This is a genomic window from Bacteroidia bacterium (assembly GCA_027493955.1).
Classification (GTDB): Bacteria; Bacteroidota; Ignavibacteria; order SZUA-365; family SZUA-365; genus JAOSJT01.
The window spans coordinates 2,097,099-2,117,862 of sequence record JAOSJT010000001.1; the positions used below are offsets into that span (position 1 = coordinate 2,097,099).

General features: G+C 57.6%; 22 protein-coding genes. All 22 read right to left on the reverse strand.

Going from position 1 to position 20,764, the window contains the following annotated elements:
• Window positions 1-59 precede the first annotated feature (59 nt).
• Window positions 60-467 carry a cytochrome c maturation protein CcmE gene (locus M5R41_08055; GenBank protein MCZ7556338.1) on the reverse strand — a complete coding sequence of 136 codons (408 nt, stop codon included), beginning with the start codon at window positions 465-467 and terminating at the stop codon, window positions 60-62.
• Window positions 468-482: 15 nt separating this feature from the next.
• Window positions 483-647 carry a CcmD family protein gene (locus M5R41_08060; GenBank protein MCZ7556339.1) on the reverse strand — a complete coding sequence of 55 codons (165 nt, stop codon included), beginning with the start codon at window positions 645-647 and terminating at the stop codon, window positions 483-485.
• Window positions 628-1,578, reverse strand: a complete 951-nt coding sequence (locus tag M5R41_08065; protein MCZ7556340.1) for a cytochrome c biogenesis protein — start codon at window positions 1,576-1,578, stop codon at window positions 628-630. Before M5R41_08065 ends, M5R41_08060 begins: the two co-directional genes overlap by 20 nt.
• A gap of 137 nt (window positions 1,579-1,715) precedes the next feature.
• Complete coding sequence (locus M5R41_08070) at window positions 1,716-2,381, reverse strand: heme exporter protein CcmB (protein MCZ7556341.1); 666 nt, start codon at window positions 2,379-2,381, stop codon at window positions 1,716-1,718.
• Complete coding sequence (locus M5R41_08075) at window positions 2,375-2,995, reverse strand: ABC transporter ATP-binding protein (protein MCZ7556342.1); 621 nt, start codon at window positions 2,993-2,995, stop codon at window positions 2,375-2,377. The genes M5R41_08070 and M5R41_08075 overlap by 7 nt, the downstream gene beginning before the upstream one ends.
• A gap of 18 nt (window positions 2,996-3,013) precedes the next feature.
• Window positions 3,014-4,717, reverse strand: a complete 1,704-nt coding sequence (locus tag M5R41_08080) for a hypothetical protein (protein MCZ7556343.1) — start codon at window positions 4,715-4,717, stop codon at window positions 3,014-3,016.
• Window positions 4,718-4,759: 42 nt separating this feature from the next.
• Window positions 4,760-5,251, reverse strand: a complete 492-nt coding sequence (locus M5R41_08085; protein MCZ7556344.1) for an acyl-CoA thioesterase — start codon at window positions 5,249-5,251, stop codon at window positions 4,760-4,762.
• A gap of 17 nt (window positions 5,252-5,268) precedes the next feature.
• On the reverse strand, window positions 5,269-6,042 hold the full coding sequence (gene bamD / locus M5R41_08090) for an outer membrane protein assembly factor BamD (protein MCZ7556345.1): 774 nt from the start codon (window positions 6,040-6,042) through the stop codon (window positions 5,269-5,271).
• Window positions 6,042-6,608: a hypothetical protein gene (locus M5R41_08095; GenBank protein ID MCZ7556346.1), complete on the reverse strand. Its 567-nt coding sequence runs from the start codon at window positions 6,606-6,608 to the stop codon at window positions 6,042-6,044. Before M5R41_08095 ends, bamD begins: the two co-directional genes overlap by 1 nt.
• A complete protein-coding gene (locus M5R41_08100) occupies window positions 6,605-7,456 on the reverse strand; it encodes a hypothetical protein (protein MCZ7556347.1) in 852 nt (283 codons plus the stop codon). The genes M5R41_08095 and M5R41_08100 overlap by 4 nt, the downstream gene beginning before the upstream one ends.
• The gene (locus M5R41_08105; GenBank protein MCZ7556348.1) at window positions 7,453-9,195 is read right to left on the reverse strand and encodes a TPM domain-containing protein; all 1,743 of its coding nucleotides are present in this window, start codon (window positions 9,193-9,195) and stop codon (window positions 7,453-7,455) included. Before M5R41_08105 ends, M5R41_08100 begins: the two co-directional genes overlap by 4 nt.
• On the reverse strand, window positions 9,195-9,773 hold the full coding sequence (locus tag M5R41_08110; GenBank protein ID MCZ7556349.1) for a LemA family protein: 579 nt from the start codon (window positions 9,771-9,773) through the stop codon (window positions 9,195-9,197). Before M5R41_08110 ends, M5R41_08105 begins: the two co-directional genes overlap by 1 nt.
• A gap of 981 nt (window positions 9,774-10,754) precedes the next feature.
• Window positions 10,755-10,979: a type II toxin-antitoxin system HicA family toxin gene (locus M5R41_08115; GenBank protein ID MCZ7556350.1), complete on the reverse strand. Its 225-nt coding sequence runs from the start codon at window positions 10,977-10,979 to the stop codon at window positions 10,755-10,757.
• Entirely contained in the window at window positions 10,976-11,185 is a 210-nt protein-coding gene (locus M5R41_08120) for a type II toxin-antitoxin system HicB family antitoxin (protein ID MCZ7556351.1), read from the reverse strand. The genes M5R41_08115 and M5R41_08120 overlap by 4 nt, the downstream gene beginning before the upstream one ends.
• 570 nt (window positions 11,186-11,755) lie before the next feature.
• Window positions 11,756-12,328 (reverse strand): porin family protein, encoded by a 573-nt coding sequence (locus tag M5R41_08125; GenBank protein MCZ7556352.1) that lies wholly within the window; start codon window positions 12,326-12,328, stop codon window positions 11,756-11,758.
• Between the two features lie 196 nt (window positions 12,329-12,524).
• The gene (locus tag M5R41_08130) at window positions 12,525-13,046 is read right to left on the reverse strand and encodes a porin family protein (protein ID MCZ7556353.1); all 522 of its coding nucleotides are present in this window, start codon (window positions 13,044-13,046) and stop codon (window positions 12,525-12,527) included.
• Window positions 13,047-13,191: 145 nt separating this feature from the next.
• On the reverse strand, window positions 13,192-14,334 hold the full coding sequence (locus M5R41_08135) for an acyl-CoA dehydrogenase family protein (GenBank protein MCZ7556354.1): 1,143 nt from the start codon (window positions 14,332-14,334) through the stop codon (window positions 13,192-13,194).
• Window positions 14,335-14,363: 29 nt separating this feature from the next.
• On the reverse strand, window positions 14,364-15,218 hold the full coding sequence (locus tag M5R41_08140) for a 3-hydroxybutyryl-CoA dehydrogenase (GenBank protein MCZ7556355.1): 855 nt from the start codon (window positions 15,216-15,218) through the stop codon (window positions 14,364-14,366).
• A gap of 211 nt (window positions 15,219-15,429) precedes the next feature.
• Entirely contained in the window at window positions 15,430-16,605 is a 1,176-nt protein-coding gene (locus M5R41_08145; GenBank protein MCZ7556356.1) for an acetyl-CoA C-acetyltransferase, read from the reverse strand.
• An 85-nt stretch (window positions 16,606-16,690) separates the two neighbouring features.
• Window positions 16,691-17,938, reverse strand: a complete 1,248-nt coding sequence (gene rho / locus M5R41_08150; protein ID MCZ7556357.1) for a transcription termination factor Rho — start codon at window positions 17,936-17,938, stop codon at window positions 16,691-16,693.
• A 454-nt stretch (window positions 17,939-18,392) separates the two neighbouring features.
• Window positions 18,393-19,685, reverse strand: coding sequence for a bifunctional folylpolyglutamate synthase/dihydrofolate synthase (locus M5R41_08155; protein ID MCZ7556358.1), 1,293 nt, complete (start codon window positions 19,683-19,685; stop codon window positions 18,393-18,395).
• Window positions 19,667-20,338, reverse strand: a complete 672-nt coding sequence (locus M5R41_08160) for a hypothetical protein (GenBank protein ID MCZ7556359.1) — start codon at window positions 20,336-20,338, stop codon at window positions 19,667-19,669. Before M5R41_08160 ends, M5R41_08155 begins: the two co-directional genes overlap by 19 nt.
• Window positions 20,339-20,764 lie beyond the last annotated feature (426 nt).

A 20,764-nucleotide genomic window follows, 5' to 3' on the forward strand; every position in this document is an offset into this window, starting at 1 on the left:
GATGAAATGTCTGTAGAATCGTTCGGAGCGCACCGGCGGCACGCCGCCGGTGTATGCAACTACATCGATGAAGTCTTGATGCCTTCCGGATGTTCACCGTCGGGATTGCCTTCATATTTGGAGGGACATTTGGTGAGCACTTCCGACGCGTTGAACACGCCGTTTTCGTAGCGGCCCTTTGCTACCACACTGGTCGCGATGTCGAAGTTGTTGGGCTTGGCGCCCGCGAGCACGACTCTCGCCACTTTGTCGTCTTCGTCGCGCATGTAAAAGGTGAAGGTGTTTTTCTCCGTGTCGAAACGGGTTTCCATTTCCTTAACCCACGTGCCCGTAACCTGTACTCTTTTCCCGCTCTGCTCGGCCTTGCTCAGGTTGGCATACTCGACCGAAGAATTCAGGAATGACAGTCCTCCGATGATGAGGAAGACGAAGACGATGGCGCCACCGGCAAGATATCGCTTTTTCATAACGCTGTGTCCTTTCTATTCCAATTCTTTGATTTTCTTGTCAATTCTGAGCAGATAGGCAAAAAGCCCCGTCCAAACCATCAGGACGATGAGCATCACGACGTAGAGCGCATTCTGTTCGAGAAATTCGTACATGGATATCGTGCTCCGATCTTTGGTGTCAGGCCGCCGGGGCGGCACGTTTCAGTATGATGCGATGAAGCCGTATGCGGATGCGCATCAGCCATACATACAATGCCAGAAATCCTCCCAGCAGGGAGTACAGAATGATACGCATGGAGGTGTCCATACCGCCTGTGCTGACGACCGGTCCGGCGTTGACGTCACCAGCGGAACCCGGATGCAAACCGGGCATGATGCGCGGCATGATAAAGATGAAAAAGGGCACGGTCGCGGCAGCTATGATTGCGTACACCGCAGACAGGGATGCGCGCTTTTCTTCCACCTCGATGGCCGAGCGCAGGGCGAAATAGGCACCGTACACCAGCAGCAGCACGAAAATGGATGTTTGCCGCGGATCCCAGTTCCAGAATGAGCCCCAGTTGAATTTCGCCCAGAGCGACCCGGTCGTGGTGGCCAGAATGCAGAACAATAAGCCGAGTCCGGCGGAAAGCGCGGAGCGGAAATCGTCCTCCATGTCCTTGCGCCGCAAGTACCGAATTCCGTACCACATGGACACGAGAAAAGCGACCACCGTCATCCAGGACATAGGAACGTGGAAGAAAATGATTTTCGCACGCTCTTCGAGACCGGGAATGAAGGGGAAGGAAAATCCCGGATACCCGCCGAGGACGTTCAGTACGTCAATGCGGTGGGCCTCGTGATTATAACGCGCCGTCGCAAGCACGCCGTCCTCTCCCGCGGGAAGAATATCGCGCGATGGGAATTGTGCCGTGGCGCTGCGTCCTGACGCATCTTTCACCGTCACGAGCCAGCCGCCCTCTTCGTCGGCGCGGCCGTCGTCGCCCAGATGCAATTTCACCTGCAAAATTTTCTCCGGATCGGCCTGCGCCATCATACCGAGCTCGCCGAGCCCGCCCGCGATGGGCGTGATGATGCCGATGGCGGTCATGACCGCGATCCACAAGAAGAGAAGAATTTTCCACCACATGGCAATAGTTTCCTGTAGCAATCAATCATTGTAATGTACGGACACGCCGATCAATTTTCAATGCAACTCGATTTCCCTGAATTGTCCGAATTAATCCATCCCGATGGACGGAAAATCCCGTCGAAATGTGGGTGTACTCAGTCTTTCCAGACAAAATCGAAGAGCAGAAACGAGACGGTGGTCACCACGACGATGTAGGAACCGAGGAGCTGCAGATCCGGCCAAACGGCACTCCACGAGCTGTCCTCCACCGCCAGCTTGGTCGCCGAAATGCCTGCCATGAGCAGCGGCAGGAGTATGGGAAAGGCCAGCACGGGAAACAGCGTGCCCTTGGTGTTGGCTTTGGCGATGATCGCGGCAATTATGGTCGTGGCCGAGGCCATGCCGATACCACCGAGAAGCATCACGAGCCAGAACAGGCCGGGTTGCCGCACGAAAAACTGCTCCATGGTCAGCAGGTACATCGCGACGATGAAGGCATTGAGCACCAGCACCAGGAGGAGATTGAACAGCAGCTTGCCGAGATACACCGCCATGGGCGATGCGAGCAATTGCAGCGTCATGGTCGTGCCGCGTTCCTCCTCCGCCACGAAGCTTCGCGAAAGCCCCGACATGGCGGCAAAAAACATCACCACCCAAAGCATGCCCGTCTGCGCACCCGCCGGAAGGGTCTCTCCGACGAGCGAGAACATGATGACGGCCAGTGTCACCACCACGAACATGAGCAACGCATTGAGCGCATAGCGTGTGCGCAATTCGCTTGCCAAATCCTTGCGGAAAATTTCCCACGCCTGTTTCAGCATGCCGCCTCCACGCTCACCGTCGCATCGCAGAGCGCGATGTCCTCGTCGTCGTTCGTGGCGATGATGACGGTGCGCGAGCCGCGGGCGTCGGCGACGATGCGCCGCACCACCTCGCGCCCGTCTGCGTCGAGATTGGAGATGGGCTCGTCGAGCAGCAGCAGGGGCGGACGATGCATAGTGGCGAAAAGCAGTTTCATGCGCTGCTTCATTCCCGAGGAATAGGAGCGCACAGGGTCCTTTCTGTCTGCGGGAAGCCCCACCGACTGCAGAAGTTCCGCCGCCTCATGATTATTCATGCGCAGATTGCGGATGCGGGCGTACAATTGCAGATTCTCCGTCGCGTTGAATTCCTCGTACAGCACGAGATACGGCGCGGCGTAGCCGATTTCCGCATAGAGTTTTTCGCTGTCCACCGGCGCCCCGTGCAAGTCGTGTCTCACAGTGCCCGCGGAGGGCGTGAGCAATCCTCCGAGTATTTTCAGCAGAGTAGATTTTCCCGAACCGTTGCGTCCGATGATGCCGAACACCTGACCGGGCTCGACTGTGAAGCCGATGTTGCTGAAGACGGGCTTGCGGTTGAATTTTTTCGAGACGTTGTCTACGACGATGCGCATATCACCACCCGGGCATTTCTACCGCCCAATGACGGCAAATTTGCCGCTGCGACGTTCGCTTCCGTAACTCAGCACGTAGAAATACACCCCGCTCGCCAGATCGGTCCCCTCGCCGGCCTGTATATCCCAGGCGACATACGCTCCGATAAGATCATCGAGCTGTACGGGCAAATTGTCTTTGCGATACAATTCCACCATGCCGACGGTGTACACCACAAGCTCGACGCGATTGACCGCGAGGTTGCGCGGTAACGGAAAATGCATGCGCGAGGATTCCGCCAGCAGCAGAGGATTGGGCCAGGGTTCGCGCAACCGGTCGTCTTGCGTGGCGCCGGCGTCGAGCACATGCATGCAGAGCGCATTGCCGGTGGCGGCGGTAAACTTGTACGCCCAGCCGTTTGTCAGACTCTGCCAGGAGGCATCCGGTGCCGTTTCGCGAACCTCCAAAGTGAAGCCGACACCGCTGCCGCTGCGCGCGAGCGCCGCCGACATGTCTACATTACTCACCACAAAGGCCACCGTGTCCAGTCCGCGTGCCACGCGGAAGTACTGCGAGGACAAGGGTAACACTGTGCCGTTGAATAACGCACTGCCAGCATTGAGCGGCTGCGTGGCGGTGAACACCACCGAGGGAAACATCTCCCCATCAGAGTACTCCACCGGATCGAGACGATTCCAGCGCCAGCCGGTAAAATAGTTGACCTTCGCCCAGGTGCAGAAATCCGAGGCAAAATCCCCGCCCGCGGAGGCAAGACCGTCCCGCATGGCGGTAATAGACTCCTTCTGTTTCAGGCCGTTCCAGAATTCGCGCATCAGTCCGGGTCCGTAGCGCCGCTCGAGCATGATGGGCCAGAGGACGAGCTCGTAGCCCTGATTGCCCCAGGAATACAGAGCGCGATCGGGATACTTCATGAATGTGCGGACATAGATGAGATAATCATTGATCTCCGGATACACGTATTCTTCGTAATAGGTGGATGTCATTTCATGCATCCACTGATCCTCCGACCAGAGTCCGTAACGGCCGAGCTGTATCGCATGGTGATACTCATGGGCGGCGGTGACGCGCAGACCGTTGAGCCCTTTCGAATAATACTCGCGATAGTCGTTGTCAATCTGAATATAGGTGGCGTAGGTCTGCTTTATTGTGCCGGGATTGACGACGATACCGGTCCAGGCGGTTTCGCCGTAATAATTCCCGAAGTATTCCTGAATGTAGATCTGATACTCGTTGAAGCCCTGCTGCATTGGCGGGACTTCATACCCGAGTCGGGCTATTTCCACTTCATAGACATGCTCGAACGCCGTACCGACGCTGTCGGCATACGCGAAATATGACCCGGGAATGCGGTTTCCCGCTTCGTCAATCATGGCCGGTGCGTGCCGTCCTGTCGTATCAAAATGCACACGGAAGCGTCCGTTGGGGCTCAACACGCTGGTTTGCGTCACCGGCGGTGCGAGGAGGCGCCGCATGAGCTGCGCATCGTCCGGTTGCATGAGCGGGAGGCGGCGGGCAGCTTCGGCCATGAGATCGAACGAACACTTTCGTCCCTGCACGGGTTGCTCACCGCCTGTGAAAGCGGTATGCACCGGCTGCTCATTGCGCGCCGTGAAGAGTTGCAGGAATTCGCCGTCCGACATGTCGCGCAGTCCTTGCTCCTGGGCCTGTGCGACCAGCGACAGTACGGTGCAAAATATGATCAGAATTCCTGTGATTTTCATACGTCTATCCTCAGTGATGCTTTTAATCGTGTCGGCTTCCTGTCATTTCCGGCGTTTGCCCGCCAGACGGTGCTCGCGCCTTTGAAGCGCTTCGGCAAAACGACGGTGCTCATCTTCCGTCTCCGGAATCACCTGAGGAGACGGAGTGGGTTTTCCTTCGGCGTTGAGGCCGACAAAGGTCATGTACGCGGAGTTCGAATGCACCCGGCGTCCGCTTTTCACATCCTCACAGTACACCTTGACCCCGACTTCCATGGACGTGCGGAACACACGGTTCACCGACGCGCGCAGGATCACCACCTGCCCGAGCCGTATCGGATTCAGGAAATTGATCTCATCCACGGACGCGGTGACGCACACAAGGCCGGAGTGCCGGGCCGCGGCTATCGCCATGCAAATGTCCATCAGATGCATTAAACGTCCACCCAAAAGATTGCCTAGTTGGTTTGTGTCGTTGGGCAGGACCAGTTCCGTCATCTCCACCTGCGAGGCGCGTACGGAGTGACGCGGAGGCAAATGTTCCAGGTCGCTCATGTTCTCTCCCCGCGCCTCTACTTCCCTGTCGCCGACGAGGCGCGCAGTGCTTCGATGCTGCTTTGCTGATCCATCACCTCGGAGCGCAACGGACTGTCGGGGTAGCGCTCCAGGAAATCCTTCGCGGCGCTTTCCGCCTGCGCATAGCGCCTCAGCCGCACAAGAATGCGCACCTTCGCGGCGGCGGCGGGCTCGGCGAACTGCGTACTGTAATACCGATCCACCACCGTGTTGTAATACACGAGTGCGGACTCGCGGTTCTCCAGTTTCTCGTAGAGCACGGCGGTGTTGTATTCCTTTTCGGCGAGCTTATTCACGAGTTCGATGACCTGCTTTTCGGCCGTCTGCGCTTTCGGATGCGTCGGGAAGGCCTCGACAAAATTCTGCAGCGCGTCTATCGCGCGCATGGAGTTTGTCTGGTCTAATTTGACATTCGGTGACATTTCATAATAGCACTGTGCAAACATGAAATACGCTTCCGGCAGGATGTCGCGCGTCGTGCCGCTTTGGATCAGCTGATTGAATTCATACGAAGCCATCAGGAACTCCTCGCGCCGGAACCGCGCGATGCCTGTGTACAGGCGTGCACTGTCCGCCACAGCACTGCCGGGAAACTGCAGACGAATCACCTCGAAGTGGTTGAGCGCTTCCAGATAGTTCTCGTCCAGAAATTCATCCATGCCGAGGCGGAAACGCTGCTCGGCGGTGGGAGTCTCGACAACCTCGCTGCCGCTGCACGCAATAAACACGACGGAGAGGAGGAACAGGAAAGTGCGGAAGGTACGCGACATCAGGAAGATCCTCGGACAGTGAAAAGCAGAACCAAAATGACAACTCCGGCAACGATGACCATCGTCGGCTCGAGCACGGACGACCAGAATCCAGACCCGCTTTGCAACAGGTCGCGTTCTGTATCGGACGGATGCCGCGTCAGCGTGTCCTGACGCGTCAGTGTGTATTCTTTCGACCAGCGATGCGTTTGCTCGTTCGTGCTGCTGATCAGGACAGCAAGAACAGTGCTCAGATTACGAAGATAGGAAGAATTCGGTCCCGACGCAGTGGAGAAACGCATCTCCCGTACATCCACTTGAAGGAGGTCGGCTCCCGCGGCGGGTGCGGTCAGCACGGTCAGCCCGCGATTCCGTAACTCCTCTGCGAACACTTGCGTTACCAGGACCGGTGCCTGCTCGGGTGCGACGAGCAAGGTCACAGACGGCGATGTCACCTGTGCGGCGCTTTCGATCGCGCTGCTCCGTACCATGTCGGCCAAAGAAACATCCGCCGGGACATCCTGTGCGGCGGCGCGAAGGGATACGAGAACGACCATCGTGACAAGCACGAGCCGCCGTGGGATCATGACACACTCCCCCGCGCACGAAGGATACGCTCAAGTTCGCGTCGTAAAAGGAAGGGATCTTCATCGAGAAAATGTCTGGATTCCCTGCGCGCGGCTCTCAGCGCATCACTCCGCACCTCAGCGAAGCCGAGTTCTTCCTCATCGCTACCGGCGGCGTACAGCACGCGCCCCGAAGCATCCACCACCTCGGAGGCACCCCAGAAATTCACACCATCCTCGAAGCCCACGCGGTTGACGAACACCATGTTCACGCTCAGCAATCTGCACAGACTGCGATGCTGTTCGCTGTTGATTTCCGGCAACGTGGGCATGCCGGCGGCGGGCAAACGCGTGGGACTGGCGGATATGACGCAAAGCAACTCGGCGCCGTCCAGGGCCTGCAGCAGCGGAAGTGACAGATGCCAGAGATCTTCGCAGATCAGTACTCCGATGCGGCCGTGACGCGTGTTGATCAGGGTGGTAGTCTCACCGCGCAGAAAGTAGCGGCCCTCTTCAAAAATGCCGTAATCCGGCGGATAGATCTTCCGATACGTGCTGCACTTCCCCTGATCGAACACGAAGGCGCTGTTATACACGCCGAACGCATCGCTTTCCTCGATGCCGCCGAGAATGATCGTAATCTCCTCGCTCAGATCACGGAATACATGCAGGCGCGGGTCGTCCGTGCGCAGGCACAACTCGAAATTCATGTCGCGCACGGTGTAGCCCGTCAGACTCAGCTCCGGAAACACGATGAGACCGGCTCCCTGCTCGCGCGCGCGTTCGATAAGCGACACGTGCTTCGCGATGTTGGCATCCAGATTTCCGAGCGCGGGCGCGATCTGCGCAACGGCGACGGTCGTGTTCATCGGCGCTGCTCCTTCTGCTGACGCCGCATGACTTCCACATCCTCTACGAAGGCCTGCAAATCGTCCATATAATCTTCGGGCAGAAGCGTCTGTAATTCACGGCTTTCCTTTTTCCAGAACTTCTGCACCGCCGGCGATCCACCCCTCGCCCAGGTCCAGAGGAGCAACTCCACGGTGGATGTGTACAGCGCGTCCCGCACATCCTCACCCCGGTTGCTGCGGACGCGCAACACGGCGGACGCCTTACGGGCGGATTCGATTTGCCTGTCGAACCAGGTCGCGAAGCGTTCGTTGGCCCGCACATAGCGTGCGCCGTCGAAGGTGTAAATATCTTTGGTGAAGCCCACGGCCTCCGAATGCGGCATCATGCCCCAATATTGATCGGAAACGAGAATTTCCTGGCTGCCATCGTCGTCGAGATCGTTCAGCACCGGCGCTCCGCCGGGAGAGAAAAAGATGAGCGTGATTTTTCCTTTCGTCGATTTTCCGTACACGTGCAGGCCGCTGGATGTAAGCGGTGCGTTGCCGCCGGCATCCACCTCGACGATACATTCCGGAAGGCTGTCGCCGGTGATGTCGCGAACAGACCAACGTGCGCCGTATTCCAGCACATCCGTAAACAGGGGCCTGCTGCCGGATACGTCGGGAAAAACTTCTATTCTGTCAAAATATCCCGCGCGCATGACGGAATCCTCGAGCAATCGCGACGCGACGACCATGAGTGCCTGGCTATCACCAAAAAAATCCACACGCATGCTGTCCACGAGCACGCGGTCAGCCGATATCCACGACGACATGGAAGAAACGGAATCCGTCTTCGTGGCCGTTTCCGCCTCCTGCCGTTCTCCTCCACCGCAGGATGCGAGCATCATGGCGATAAGCACAAGAGCGAGCACGGGCAAAACGGAAGCCGTCCTGCCCGAGAAGGCCCTTACACAAATCGTCTTGATTGTCGTCATGCTGTTTCGAATATGAGGTATCGCGGAATCTCCGCACGCATCACCAGCTGCCGCTCGATCCGCCGCCGCCGAAGCTGCCGCCGCCGCCGGAAAAGCCGCTGAAGCCGCCTCCCCCGCCAAAGCCGCCGCCCCGAAGCCGCCACCGCCGCCGAAAGGACCGATGAACCAGATTCCGCCTCCGCCGCGTCTCCGGTTACCCTTCAGCACAAAGAAGAGGATGATGAGGAAGATGATGAGGCCGAAGAGATTGCCGCCTTCCTTTTTCTCGCGTTCGCGGCGTGGGGACTGTGCCAGCGTCAGTTCGCCGCTCGCGGCTTTCACCGCAGCGTTCATCCCGGCAAGAATGCCGCTGCTGTAATCGCCGCGGCGGAATTCCGGCGCGACCACATCACTGATGATGATGGAGGTGAATGCATCGGTCAGCACGCCTTCGAGACCATAGCCCACCTCGAAACGCATTTTCCTGTCATTGACGGCCACCAGAAACAGCAGTCCGTTGTCCTCGCCTTTGCGACCGATCTTGTTCGTCTCGGCGACGGACAGCGCATACTCTTCGATGCTCCCGCCTTCGAGCGACGTGACGATGAGAACGACGAACTGATTGCCGCTTTTCGCTTCATAATCCTGGAGAAAGGCCTCCAGGCGGTCGCGATCCTGCGACGAGAGCACGCCGGCGAGATCCGTCACATAGCTCCGGAGCACTGGCACCTCCGCCCATGCCGATGAAGGCAACAGCAGTGTCAGCAGCAGCCAGACAGCCAGACTCCGGGATACGCGCATCAGAACTGTACCTTGGGTGCTTTGTCCGCTCCCTCATCCGCGCTGAAGGTGGCCTTCTTCTCGAAGCCGCCGATGGAAGCGACGAGCGAGGTCGGGAAACGGCGAATGGAAGTGTTGTATTCCTGCACCGCTTCGATGAAACGCTTGCGCTCCACGGCGATACGGTTTTCGGTGCCTTCGAGTTGTGATTGCAGAGCGAGGAAGTTCTGATTCGACTTGAGGTCGGGATAATTTTCCGACACGACAAGCAGACGCGAGAGCGCTCCGCCAAGCTGCGACTGCGCGTTCTGGAAGCGCTGCAGCGCTTCGGGATCGTTCACGATGTCGCTGGAGACCTTCATTTGTCCCACCTGCGAACGCAGTTCCGTCACTTCCGTCAACAGTTCTTTTTCCTGCGAAGCGTAGCCCTTTACGGTTTCCACGAGATTGGGAATGAGGTCCAGGCGACGCTGATACACGTTCTCGACCTGGCTCCATTTCGCCGTCACGTTTTCCTCGGCGGACACCAGACTGTTCTGCGCGCCGATGTACCACATCAGCAGGACGAGGAGAACACCTCCGCCGATGATCAGGGGCATGAATTTTTTTCATGTAAGCTCCAAAAGTGTAATTCCGATTTCCAGTTTCGTTTCGCTATAAGTAGGAATATTACGAAAACGGCCATGAAAATGAAACCCACAAGTGGAGGTACGATTTACGAATGACGATTTACGAATGACGATTCGGGGAGCTGATGGATGAGCAGTCATTTCACCAGTCAGCTTCGGTCTGACATCGGTCCCTTTCATGCATGACATGTGCTCTTGGCGGGGCTATCAAACATCGTCACCCTGAGCGCAACGACCGGAGCACGGCGTGAGTTTGAGGCGCAGGCTTTCACGGTCGTGGAGTCGAAGGGCCTACGTCTCGCTTTCTACAGACCTCACAAGTACCGTCGTCCGACATGTCATAAGAAATGCCGCCACACTCTGATCGTTCGTCATCGCACGGCGTTTTATTGGCGGGGTCTCGAAGGTCGAAGTCTCGCCGGGGCGGTGTGGTTGGTTCCGTAACGCACGATGAAAATACGTCCTTCCGTTTGGTCAAAAGCAGGAGCAGCATGCCTGGTCGGGGTTGCCTTGCAGCGTGCGTGCTTGCGAACCGCGGGTGGCGCGGGAACTGCGGGTGGCGCGGGAACTGCGGGTGGCGCGGGAACTGCGGGTGGCGCGGGAACTGCGGGTGGCGCGGGAACTGCGGGTGGCGCCGGAACTGCGGGTACCGTCTGGGTTCGGCTTCGGGGACCCCGGGATGGCGCAGCCGGGATTGAGATGGATAGATATCGAATGATCGGTTTCCCGTCTGCTCTATCCCGGGTTGTAATGTTGGATCCCTGCGGGATTGAAGATTGAGTGGTGAAAGATAGAGACGTGAGGTAACTCTCGAGTACCGACCTTGACAACCACCTATACCAGACGCAGGATAGGTTGATACAGTCGGCTCACCCTTTAGAAACTTGCTCACTCATATGCCGGCCGATCTGCTCGCGGATCGCCTCAGGTCCCCGCGACAATGCCGAAAAATCACAATGCTGCCCGAAGTTCCTCTCGAGAAAGCTCGCAGTCACGGAGGATGCGACCGAAAAGCCCGCTACCGATTGCTTCTCCGTGATGGACAGGGATCACTGTACAGCGACCGTCGCGATGCCGGAGGAAGTGGTGACTCCCCTTGATCCGGACAACCTGGGAATCGAAAGCCCCAAGCACTTTTATGAGCCTCTTGCAAGTCAGTGTCGGGAAATCGCTCATTGTGTAACGGCAATCCTCTGCACGCCGATAAACTCATTTACTGTCGGTTTCTCCACCTCAAGGCACAACAAAATTGCCTCTCTCGTTCGCTTCATCAACACATCGAGGGATTTTGCCTGTGTATGGCAACCCCGCAATGCCGGGACGGATGCAATGAAATAACCGTCTACGTCCTTCTCAATGACGACGTTGAATTCTCTTTGCAAATGCTGTGTCCAGTTCCGAGTGTATCCGAGTGTTTGACGGCTCTATGCGCGCCCGCGATGAATTATAGCTGCCCGCGTCATCGCAGCTTGGGAGAATTTGGCGATGATCATCGCTACGAACAAGTGCCCGTTGCAGTAAGGTGCGTAACAACATGCGATTGACGACTGCCTGCCCGCCGAAGCATCATAGGACCTTGGCACAACCGTCGGCGCATGAGAGCGCAGGCGGGACGATTGACGATTTGCCCGTAAATCGGTGAAAAGGAAAAAAGGTCAAAAAGTTGGGTTCACTCTCTCTCCTTTTTACCTTTTCACCTTTTCACCTTTTCACCCTTTCACCTTTTCACCTTTTCACCCTTTCACCCTTTCACCTTTTCACCCTTTCACCCTTTCACCTTTTCACCTTTTCACCTTTTCACCCTTTCACCTTTTCACCTTTTCACCCTTTCACCTTTTCACCTTTTCACCCTTTCACCTTTTCACCTTTTCACGCCCCCTTCACTCTTCACCTCTAAAACGCCAACCGCCCCATCTGGGGCGGTCTGCGAAAAAACTTTATGGAGCACTTTTTCAGTTCAGCGTGAAATTCACCCCGAAGGTGACAGCGGTGGAGGTTTCCTCGGAGAAGTAGAACTCGTCGTTGTAGAGGAAGTATTCGAGGATGCCCTCGATACTTATTTTTTCTGAAGCGAAGTAGCGCATGCCGCCGATGATGGACATGGAAATGCCGCTGGCTGCACGGTCGGCGGGTTTCGGCAAGGTCACGATGCCCTCGGTGGTCCAGGTTTCAGTGTACACGGAGTAGCCGAGGCGTAATCCGGCAAAAGGATCCATTTCTTCTTTCGGAAGGAAATGATAGCGGGCCTGAAACATGGGTGCGAATGTCTCGCGATCCAGCGTCGCGGTACCGGTCTGGAGAAATGCCTTGTTAGGCTCCTGACCCCAGTAGCGAATGATCAGTCCGAGGCCGATATTTTCGTCATACCCGTATTCGTACTGAAGGCCCCAGCCCACGGGCTCGGTCACGACAGTCGCGCTTGCGCCGACATAATGCGCCCCTGCCACGTATTGGGCGTGAAGCGTCGGAACCGTGAACAGACAGACAAGCAGAGTCAGCGTTGAGATGGTAAACCAGTGTTTCATCCCACCATCCTTGAAAAAGTGAATGATGCTCGTGATTTGGCCCAGGAATCCGGGTGTTGCTCAATACCCGTGCATGAAGGCACGCATTCGATTCACGGAATAGGTTCCGCTTCTCTCGAATAAATGGAATGTACGGAATTCCTTCAAAAGAGAAAAGCGCCCGCGAGGGCGCTTTTCAAGAAAAAGTCCGTCTGTCTTACAGCGTGAAGTCCACGCCGATGGACAACTGAATCGCGCTGTTGAAGTAATCGTCACCCGCAACGCGGAACTCCAGCGTCCCGTTTCCGGAAATAGCCGGCGAGAAGAAATAGCGAAGGCCACCGTAGGCCGTGAGGAACAGACCGCCGCTGTCGGACGCGCTGCCGAAATCGCTACTGTAGCTGTAAATCGCCCAGCCGAGACGTCCGCCGGCGAAGGGATCGAGCTGATCACCCGGCATGAAGTGATACGCACCCTGGAACTGCGGCATGATCACCGACCAGCTGATGTCGTTGCCGACGGTTGTATAGGACTTGCCCCAGTAACGGATGAGCCCGCCAATGCCAATGTTCTTGCTCACGCCATGTTCGAAATTGACGCCGAAACCGATGGGATCCGTTGCGAGCGTCAGAGCCGGCCCGAGCCAGTTGCCGCCGTGACGGAACTGTGCGGTGCTTGTGGACGTCCCGAGCAGAAGGACGACGGCGGCGAGAAGCGCAGTGTGAAGAAGTACTTTCATGAGACCTCCAAAATGAAGTAACGGAAAGAGAGAATGATGTTTCTGTTTCGATGCCGCAGTATGGCCGTTCCGTTCCTGTTCATCCGCTCGCTGCGTGTGCCTGTCCGTCATCAATCCTTTCACCAGCGGCTTGCTGCGTGCTGCTTCAGGCGCGGAGGAGTTCCCGCGCGATCACGATGTTCTGTACTTCGGATGTTCCTTCGTATATCTCCGTGATCTTGGCGTCGCGGAGGAAGCGTTCCACAAGGTATTCCCGAACGTAACCGTAGCCGCCATGAATCTGAATGGCTTCGAGCGCGTTCTCGACAGCAACACGTGACGCGTACAATTTAGCCATTGCAGACTCTTTCACAAACTTCTGTCCTGCGTCCTTCAGCGCGGCTGCGCGGTACACCAGCAGCCGGGCGGCTTCGAGATCCGTGGCCATTTTGGTCAGTTTGCTCTGAATCATCTGGAATTCGGAAATCACCGTACCGAACGCCTTGCGCTCCTTGCTGTACTTGAGCGCCGCTTCGAAACTCGCGGCGGCAATACCCAAGGCCTGCGCGGCGATGCCGATGCGGCCGCCGTTGAGCGTATCCATGGCGAAGTTGAAGCCCTTGCCCACTTCCCAGATCACGTTCTCTTCCGGGACGGGCGTCTTGTTGAACAGCAGCGAACAGGTGTCGGAGCTGCGGATGCCGAGCTTGTCTTCCTTCACCCCATGGTCGAAACCGGGCAGACCTTTCTCCACAAGAAACGCGGTAATGCCGCGGTATCCTTTTTCCCGGTCGGTCTGCGCCATCACGATAAAGTGATCCGCTGTCGTACCGTTGGTGATCCAGTTCTTGATGCCTGTGATCTCCCAGGCGCCGTTGACGAGGTGTCCCTCGGTTTTCTGCGAGGTGGCGTCGCTGCCGGCTTCGGGTTCGCTGAGCGCGAAGGCGCCGAGCTTTTCGCCCTGGGCGAGGGGGATGAGATATTTCTGCTTGATATGGTCACTGCCGTATTTCTGCAGACCGTAGGTGACGAGGGAATTGTTCACCGACATGATCACGCCCACGGATGCGTCCACTTTGGAGATTTCCTCCATCGCCAGCACATAGCTCAGCGTGTCCATGCCCGCACCGCCGTATTCGGGATGCACCATCATGCCGAGAAATCCGAGTTCGCCCAGTTTCTTGACGATGTCGTAGGGGAATTCTGCGTTTTTATCGCGCTCGACCGCGGAAGGAGCAATTTCCTCCTGCGCGAATTCGCGCGCGGTCTGCTGAATCATTTTTTGGTCTTCGGTAAGTTCGAAGTTCATGATATCCGGCCTCTCTCTGGTGAATGAAATCAGGATGCGGAGTAATCGTAAAAGCCCTTTCCGCTTTTGCGGCCGAGGTGACCGGCGGCGACCATTTTCTTCAGCAGCGGGCAGGGGCGGTATTTCGGATCGCCAAGTCCGTCATGAAGCACGTTCATGATATCGAGGCACACGTCGAGTCCGATGAAATCGGCGAGGGTGAGCGGTCCCATGGGATGCGCCATGCCTAGCTTCATCACTGTGTCAATCGATTCCACCGTCGCGACGCCTTCCATAAGCGCATACACCGCCTCGTTGATCATGGGCATGAGCACGCGATTGGAGACGAAACCGGGATAGTCCTGCACTTCCACCGGAGTCTTGCCGAGGGCCACGGACAGCTCGTGAATCGTCTTGTACACCTCGTCGGAGGTCTCGTGGCCGCGGATGATCTCGACGAGCTTCATCACGGGCACGGGATTGAAGAAGTGCATGCCTATCACCTTGTCCGCGCGTTTGGTTACCGCAGCGATGAGAGTGATGGAAATGGAGGACGTGTTGGAGGCGAGTATGCATTCGGGTTTCGTACTCTCGTCGAAGGTACGGAAAAGCTGCTTTTTGATGTCCGCATTCTCGGAGGCGGCTTCGACGACGAGGTCGGCAGCAGCGAGGGCCGGTTGAAGTTCGGTCGCGGTGGCAATGCGCGCAAGCGTGGCCTGCTTGTCCTCTTCGGTGATGGCTTCCTTTTTCACCTGGCGATCAAGATTTTTCGCGATGGTGGAAAGTGCTTTGTCCAGATAGTCCTGCTTGATGTCGACGAGGGTTACGTTGAAACCGCTCTGTGCGAACACGTGCGCAATGCCGTTCCCCATGGTCCCGGCGCCGACGACAGTGATGTGTTGCATGTGCGTTACCTGTATGCAAATGAATGAATGATGGATCAGCTATCGGAGCACTGCGCTCCGTATGCGAACGTCTCCTCTCCCGATCCCGTATCCGGACGAGGCCGGAAACAGGTCACGGGCGGGAGCTGTTGGCAACTCCCGTCCGTGCGAATGCTTCGATCATATTCGGGACGGGCCGCAGTGCGACACGCCGAACTGCCGGTGCGGCGGTTCAACGCTCCACGATGAGTGCGCTGGCCTCTCCGCCGCCGATGCATAACGATGCGAGACCGCGTTTCGCGTTCGCGCGCTTCATGGCATACAGCAGCGTCACCAGTACCCGGGTGCCCGATGCGCCTATGGGATGCCCCATGGCGACGGCGCCGCCGTGCACGTTGACCTTTGCCGGATCGAGCTTCAGAATGTCGTTGTTCGCGATGGATACGACGGAAAACGCTTCGTTGATTTCGTACAGATCGATGTCGTCGGTGCTCAGCGATGCCTTGGCGAGTGCCTTATTGACGGCATCGGCGGGCGCGGTGGTAAACCACTCGGGGGCTTTGGCCGCGGAGGCCTGCGCGACGATGCGCGCAAGCGGCTCGAGGCCAAGTTCCTGCGCTTTCGCAGCGGACATGAGCACCACGGCGGCGGCGCCGTCATTGAGCGACGAGGCGTTGGCGGCCGTGACGGTGCCGTCTTTCAGGAAGGCGGGTTTCAGCGTGGGCACTTTGTCGAACTTGATTTTGCGGATGTCTTCATCCTCTGTCACGATCACCGGATCGCCCTTGCGCTGGGGGATTTCCACCGGCACGATTTCCTCTGTGAATATGCCCTTCTCCAAACTTTCGAGCGCGCGCCGGTAGCTCTCGATGGCATACTCGTCCTGCCGCTCGCGGGAAATATTGCACTCGGTCGCGCACAGCTCGGCCGCGTTGCCCATGTGATAATTGTTGTACACATCCCACAGGCCGTCCTTGATCATGCCGTCCACGAGTGTGGAATGGCCGAAGCCGTAACCCGTGCGGGCTTTATCGAGAAGATAGGGGGTGTTGGACATGCTCTCCTGGCCGCCGGCAACCACGATGTCGGCATCGCCCACGGCGATGGCCTGGGCGGCGAGCATGACGGATTTGAGTCCCGACCCGCAGACTTTATTGATGGTCATGCAGGGAACGCTCTGCGGAATGCCGGCAAACAGCGCGGCCTGACGTGCGGGCGCCTGCCCCACCCCGGCGGTAAGCACGTTGCCCATGATGACTTCCGATACGTCTTCGGGTTTGACACCCGCGCGTTTGAGGGCTTCACGAATGGCGATGGCGCCGAGTTGCGGCGCGGTGAGCGATGCGAGCGAGCCGTTGAACGCCCCGATGGGCGTGCGGGCCGCGCTGACAATGACGACGTCGTTCATATCCAATATCCGTTATGTGAGTAAGACGCTGAAGCTGCCACGGCCTGAGCCGGTGCGGAAAACAGGAAAGGCGGAGCGGTCCGCCTCAGCTGTTCATGTACTTGAGAAATTCCTTGTTGCTCTTGGTGCCGCGCATTTTCTCGATAAGAAATTCCATCGCTTCCACGGTGGTGTATTCGCTGAGAACTTTGCGGAGAATCCAGACGCGGCTGAGCTCTTCCGGAGTGAGCAGGAGATCTTCCTTGCGCGTTCCGGAGCGGTTGACGTCCATCGCGGGGAAGATGCGGCGGTCGGAGAGCTTGCGGTCGAGCACAATTTCCATGTTGCCCGTACCTTTGAATTCCTCGAAAATCACCTCGTCCATTCGGCTGCCGGTTTCCACCAGCGCGGTGGCGATGATCGTAAGGCTGCCGCCTTCTTCCACGTTACGCGCGGCGCCGAAAAAGCGCTTGGGGCGATGCAGTGCATTGGCATCCACACCGCCGGAGAGAATCTTCCCGGAATGCGGCACGACGGTGTTGTGCGCACGCGCGAGACGTGTGATGGAGTCGAGAAGAATGACCACGTCTTTTTTGGACTCCACAAGGCGCTTGGCTTTTTCCAGCACCATGTCGGAAACCTGCACGTGGCGCTCGGGTGGTTCGTCGAAAGTGGAGCTGATCACCTCGGCTTTCACCGAACGCTCCATGTCCGTCACTTCCTCCGGTCGCTCGTCAATGAGCAGCACGATGAGAATGACTTCGGGGTGATTGGTGGAAATGCTGTTGGCGATTTTCTGCAGGAGAATGGTCTTACCGCTCTTCGGAGGCGAAACGATCAGACCGCGGTTGCCCTTGCCGATGGGTGTGAGCAAGTCCATGATGCGGGTAGAGAGATCATTGGGGGCCACCTCCAGCGTCAGACGCTCGTTGGGATAGAGCGGCGTGAGGTTGTCGAACAACGTGCGCTCTCGCACTTTGTCCGGACTCTCGTAGTTGACAGCTTCCACCTTGAGAAGGGCGAAAAATCGCTCTCCCTCTTTCGGCGGACGTACCTGCCCGCTGATGGTGTCGCCCGTGCGCAGCATGAATTTTTTGATCTGGCTCGGCGAGACGTAGATGTCATCCGGCGACGGGAGATAATTGTAATCCGAGGCGCGCAGGAAGCCGTAGCCGTCGGGCAGCACTTCCAGCACGCCTTTGCTGAAGCTCATGCCGTCTTTCTGCGTCTGCGCTTCGAGGATTTTGAAAATCAGCTCCTGCTTGCGCATGTCGCTGTAGCCGGAGAGGTCAAGATCCTTGGCGATCTGCGAAAGCTCCGCAATGCGCTTGGACTTGAGTTCGGCAATGTCCATGGTCATGATAAATACCCTGTAAACGTCGATGAACGTGAATATTCGGTCATTATTGTATGAAAATCAAAAGTGTCGATGGGGAGCGGCGGGGGTACGAAGTTCCGGGCTGGGCTGCCGCGGAATCAGGCGAATGGTATCATTCTGATGTCCCGTCGCGCGGTCGCGAGGTGGAAAAAATTACATAGGTTGTGATGAGAATCGTTTTCGGAAAAGAACGGCGCTTGAACGTGTTCATGAAAAAGCACGACATGTCGCTGAAAGCGCAGGAGGTCCTGATACTTGGAAGGATTGAGACTCCTCATTCAAATATGAGGCCCCGCAAACTAAGAAGCAAGTCCCTCCGGCTGCCGATGTCGTTTTTTCTTTCGCCACCCTGCGTGGCGTACCGCGCGCACAGGATGATCCCGAAGCGCCGACCTGCCGGCCTTTGCGCTGCGCGAAGTGTCACGTCACCTCATCCGTGCTCCCGCATCGCACGGAAATACTCACCCAGTACATAATGCGAACCGAAAAGCAGCGCCGAACCATCATGCGCCCGTTCGAATGCCGCTTCCACACCTCGGTGAACCGTGTCGGCGCTCCGGGCCTCCAGACCCTGGCGAGCGGCCGCATCGAGCAGCGCCTCCATGGGCTGTGCATCGTGTGCCGTTGCCTGAACAAAGGTGACGGATGCAAACCCCCGCGTGGCGATTTCTCTGATCATCTCGTGATGATCCTTGCTTTTCATGACGCCAAACACCGCGTGGGTGGCCGCGGGCGAGCGCAAAGCACACCAGGCGTCGAGCATCACGCGCAGCCCCTCGGGATTATGCCCGGCGTCCACCACCAACTCCGGATCCGACGCGAGACGATGCAATCTGCCCCGCAGTCCGGAGTAGCTGCGCACATTTCGAAAACCGTCGCGAAGGACTTCGTCCGTCAATTGATCGAAACCGGCTTCCTTCAGTCTGTGCAACGCCGCCAGGGATAGGGCCGCGTTGCGCGCCTGATGCTCGCCAACCAATCCCAACACAACCGGATACTCCATACCGCCGAGTTCGCAGCACATCCTGTCGAAATCCGTCCATTCCGCCCTTCCCTGCCAGAACACCGGAACGAGGGGTGCGCCGAGTGCGGCGGCGCGATCCGCTATCACGCGTGCCGCGGTCACGTCCGCGGTACCGCTCACGACCGGAACGCCGCGCTTTATTATCCCTGCCTTCTCGAAGGCAATCGCCTCGATGCTGCTGCCCAGATATTCCGTGTGATCGAGCGCGACACCGGTAATCACGCTGCATGCGGGGACGACGATATTGGTCGCGTCGAGCCGGCCTCCCATGCCGGTTTCAATCACCGCCACATCAACACGGTTGTCGGCAAAGTATTGGAACGCCATGAGCGTCGTGATTTCGAAAAAGGTGGCGTTGAGCCGTTCGACTTCGGGACGCAAGGCCGCAGCGTAACGCACGACGTCATCGGAAGAAATCGCTGCCCCGTCAATGCGTATGCGCTCGGTGAAATCCTCCAGATGCGGCGAGGTGTACAGCCCCGTTCTGTAGCCTGCGGCGGTGAGCGCTGCGGCGATGAAACTGGCGGTGGAACCCTTGCCGTTGGTCCCGGCGATATGCACGACGGGAAACGCCCGATGGGGATTCCCCCAGCGGGCGGCCATGGACGTGATATTGTCCAATCCGAGCTTGATACCGAAGAATTGCAATCCGAAGAGCCATTCGACGGTATCCGTGTACGTCACGGCGTGATGGTCCATGTCATGGTCTGGTCCGGCTGCAGATTGAAAATTTCCGAGGCGGAATTACCGAAAGCGTCGGTTGCCCGCACGGTGGTCGTACCATTGCCGGTGGAATACGTCATGTTTTCGCCGCTGAAGAGAAAACCCTTGTAGGCGCCGTCCACGTAAATATCCAGCGCGCGATCGCAGTCGTTGGTCACGCGGATGTAGCCTATGAAGTTGCCGTCTCCGCGCATATCCATGAACAAGGCCATGGAATCCGTCATGCGCGTCATGATGCCTTGCGAACCGGGGATGCGGCGCGCGGCGGCGGAAATGACGGAAGCGGCGGTGCGCGACTGCTGCTCCTCGGCGATTCGTACCGCTTCCTCGAGTATTCCGAGCGCGGTGACGGTTGTGGCGGTTTTGGCGGCGATTTCCTCGGCGAAGCTCAACACCAGCGCCTGTGTCGCGAGCGCCGCGGGATCCGCGGAGCGCCGTGCGTCGTCCACCCTGGCGCCGAAACCGCGGAGCATATCCGATTCGAGACCGAGTTCGGCGCTGATATTGACGTATTCCAGCATGGGGAACACCGGTTTCTGCAGGGTGGATGTGCGCTGCTCCTGCGCGACGGCGTCAATGGTGAGGAGGAAAAAAAAGCACAGAATAACGGAATAATATCGACGTGACATGGCGTTCTCCGGATTGTTGCCTCTACAAACATACACAGCCGGATTATACGGACAAGGGGGCGGCGTGGTTCCGGTGGATTCAGCGGAAGGTCCCGTCTACCCGGATGAACTCGAGCGAGCACGCATACCTCAATGAACGACTCCGCCTCGGACTCGCGGTCCATGTGCGGAATACATCGCTCCTGATTTCGCCATCACCGAGCACCCTCTTTGTGCACCAAATGTGGGAGGTTCATGAATCGCCCACTTTCCAACGAATGTGGGAGGTTCATGAATCGCCCACTTTTGCAACGAATGTGGGAGGTTCATGAATCGCCCACTTTTGCAACGAATGTGGGAGGTTCATGAATCGCCCACTTTTGCAACGAATGTGGGAGGTTCATGAATCGCCCACTTTTGTGTCGAATGTGGGAGGTTCATGAATCG

What these genes read in the sequence shown, in the direction of transcription:
- M5R41_08115 (MCZ7556350.1), bottom strand. Translation starts at nt 10,979, where the DNA reads ATGAGCGATTTCCCGACACTGACTTGCAAGAGGCTCATAAAAGTGCTT.
- M5R41_08110 (MCZ7556349.1), bottom strand. Translation starts at nt 9,773, where the DNA reads ATGCCCCTGATCATCGGCGGAGGTGTTCTCCTCGTCCTGCTGATGTGG.
- M5R41_08100 (MCZ7556347.1), bottom strand. Translation starts at nt 7,456, where the DNA reads ATGAACACGACCGTCGCCGTTGCGCAGATCGCGCCCGCGCTCGGAAAT.
- M5R41_08140 (MCZ7556355.1), bottom strand. Translation starts at nt 15,218, where the DNA reads ATGCAACACATCACTGTCGTCGGCGCCGGGACCATGGGGAACGGCATT.
- M5R41_08095 (MCZ7556346.1), bottom strand. Translation starts at nt 6,608, where the DNA reads ATGATCCCACGGCGGCTCGTGCTTGTCACGATGGTCGTTCTCGTATCC.
- M5R41_08155 (MCZ7556358.1), bottom strand. Translation starts at nt 19,685, where the DNA reads ATGGACCATCACGCCGTGACGTACACGGATACCGTCGAATGGCTCTTC.
- M5R41_08105 (MCZ7556348.1), bottom strand. Translation starts at nt 9,195, where the DNA reads ATGCGCGTATCCCGGAGTCTGGCTGTCTGGCTGCTGCTGACACTGCTG.
- rho (MCZ7556357.1), bottom strand. Translation starts at nt 17,938, where the DNA reads ATGGACATTGCCGAACTCAAGTCCAAGCGCATTGCGGAGCTTTCGCAG.
- M5R41_08145 (MCZ7556356.1), bottom strand. Translation starts at nt 16,605, where the DNA reads ATGAACGACGTCGTCATTGTCAGCGCGGCCCGCACGCCCATCGGGGCG.
- M5R41_08065 (MCZ7556340.1), bottom strand. Translation starts at nt 1,578, where the DNA reads ATGTGGTGGAAAATTCTTCTCTTCTTGTGGATCGCGGTCATGACCGCC.
- M5R41_08070 (MCZ7556341.1), bottom strand. Translation starts at nt 2,381, where the DNA reads ATGCTGAAACAGGCGTGGGAAATTTTCCGCAAGGATTTGGCAAGCGAA.
- M5R41_08135 (MCZ7556354.1), bottom strand. Translation starts at nt 14,334, where the DNA reads ATGAACTTCGAACTTACCGAAGACCAAAAAATGATTCAGCAGACCGCG.
- M5R41_08125 (MCZ7556352.1), bottom strand. Translation starts at nt 12,328, where the DNA reads ATGAAACACTGGTTTACCATCTCAACGCTGACTCTGCTTGTCTGTCTG.
- bamD (MCZ7556345.1), bottom strand. Translation starts at nt 6,042, where the DNA reads ATGTCGCGTACCTTCCGCACTTTCCTGTTCCTCCTCTCCGTCGTGTTT.
- M5R41_08080 (MCZ7556343.1), bottom strand. Translation starts at nt 4,717, where the DNA reads ATGAAAATCACAGGAATTCTGATCATATTTTGCACCGTACTGTCGCTG.
- M5R41_08130 (MCZ7556353.1), bottom strand. Translation starts at nt 13,046, where the DNA reads ATGAAAGTACTTCTTCACACTGCGCTTCTCGCCGCCGTCGTCCTTCTG.
- M5R41_08075 (MCZ7556342.1), bottom strand. Translation starts at nt 2,995, where the DNA reads ATGCGCATCGTCGTAGACAACGTCTCGAAAAAATTCAACCGCAAGCCC.
- M5R41_08055 (MCZ7556338.1), bottom strand. Translation starts at nt 467, where the DNA reads ATGAAAAAGCGATATCTTGCCGGTGGCGCCATCGTCTTCGTCTTCCTC.
- M5R41_08085 (MCZ7556344.1), bottom strand. Translation starts at nt 5,251, where the DNA reads ATGAGCGACCTGGAACATTTGCCTCCGCGTCACTCCGTACGCGCCTCG.
- M5R41_08160 (MCZ7556359.1), bottom strand. Translation starts at nt 20,338, where the DNA reads ATGTCACGTCGATATTATTCCGTTATTCTGTGCTTTTTTTTCCTCCTC.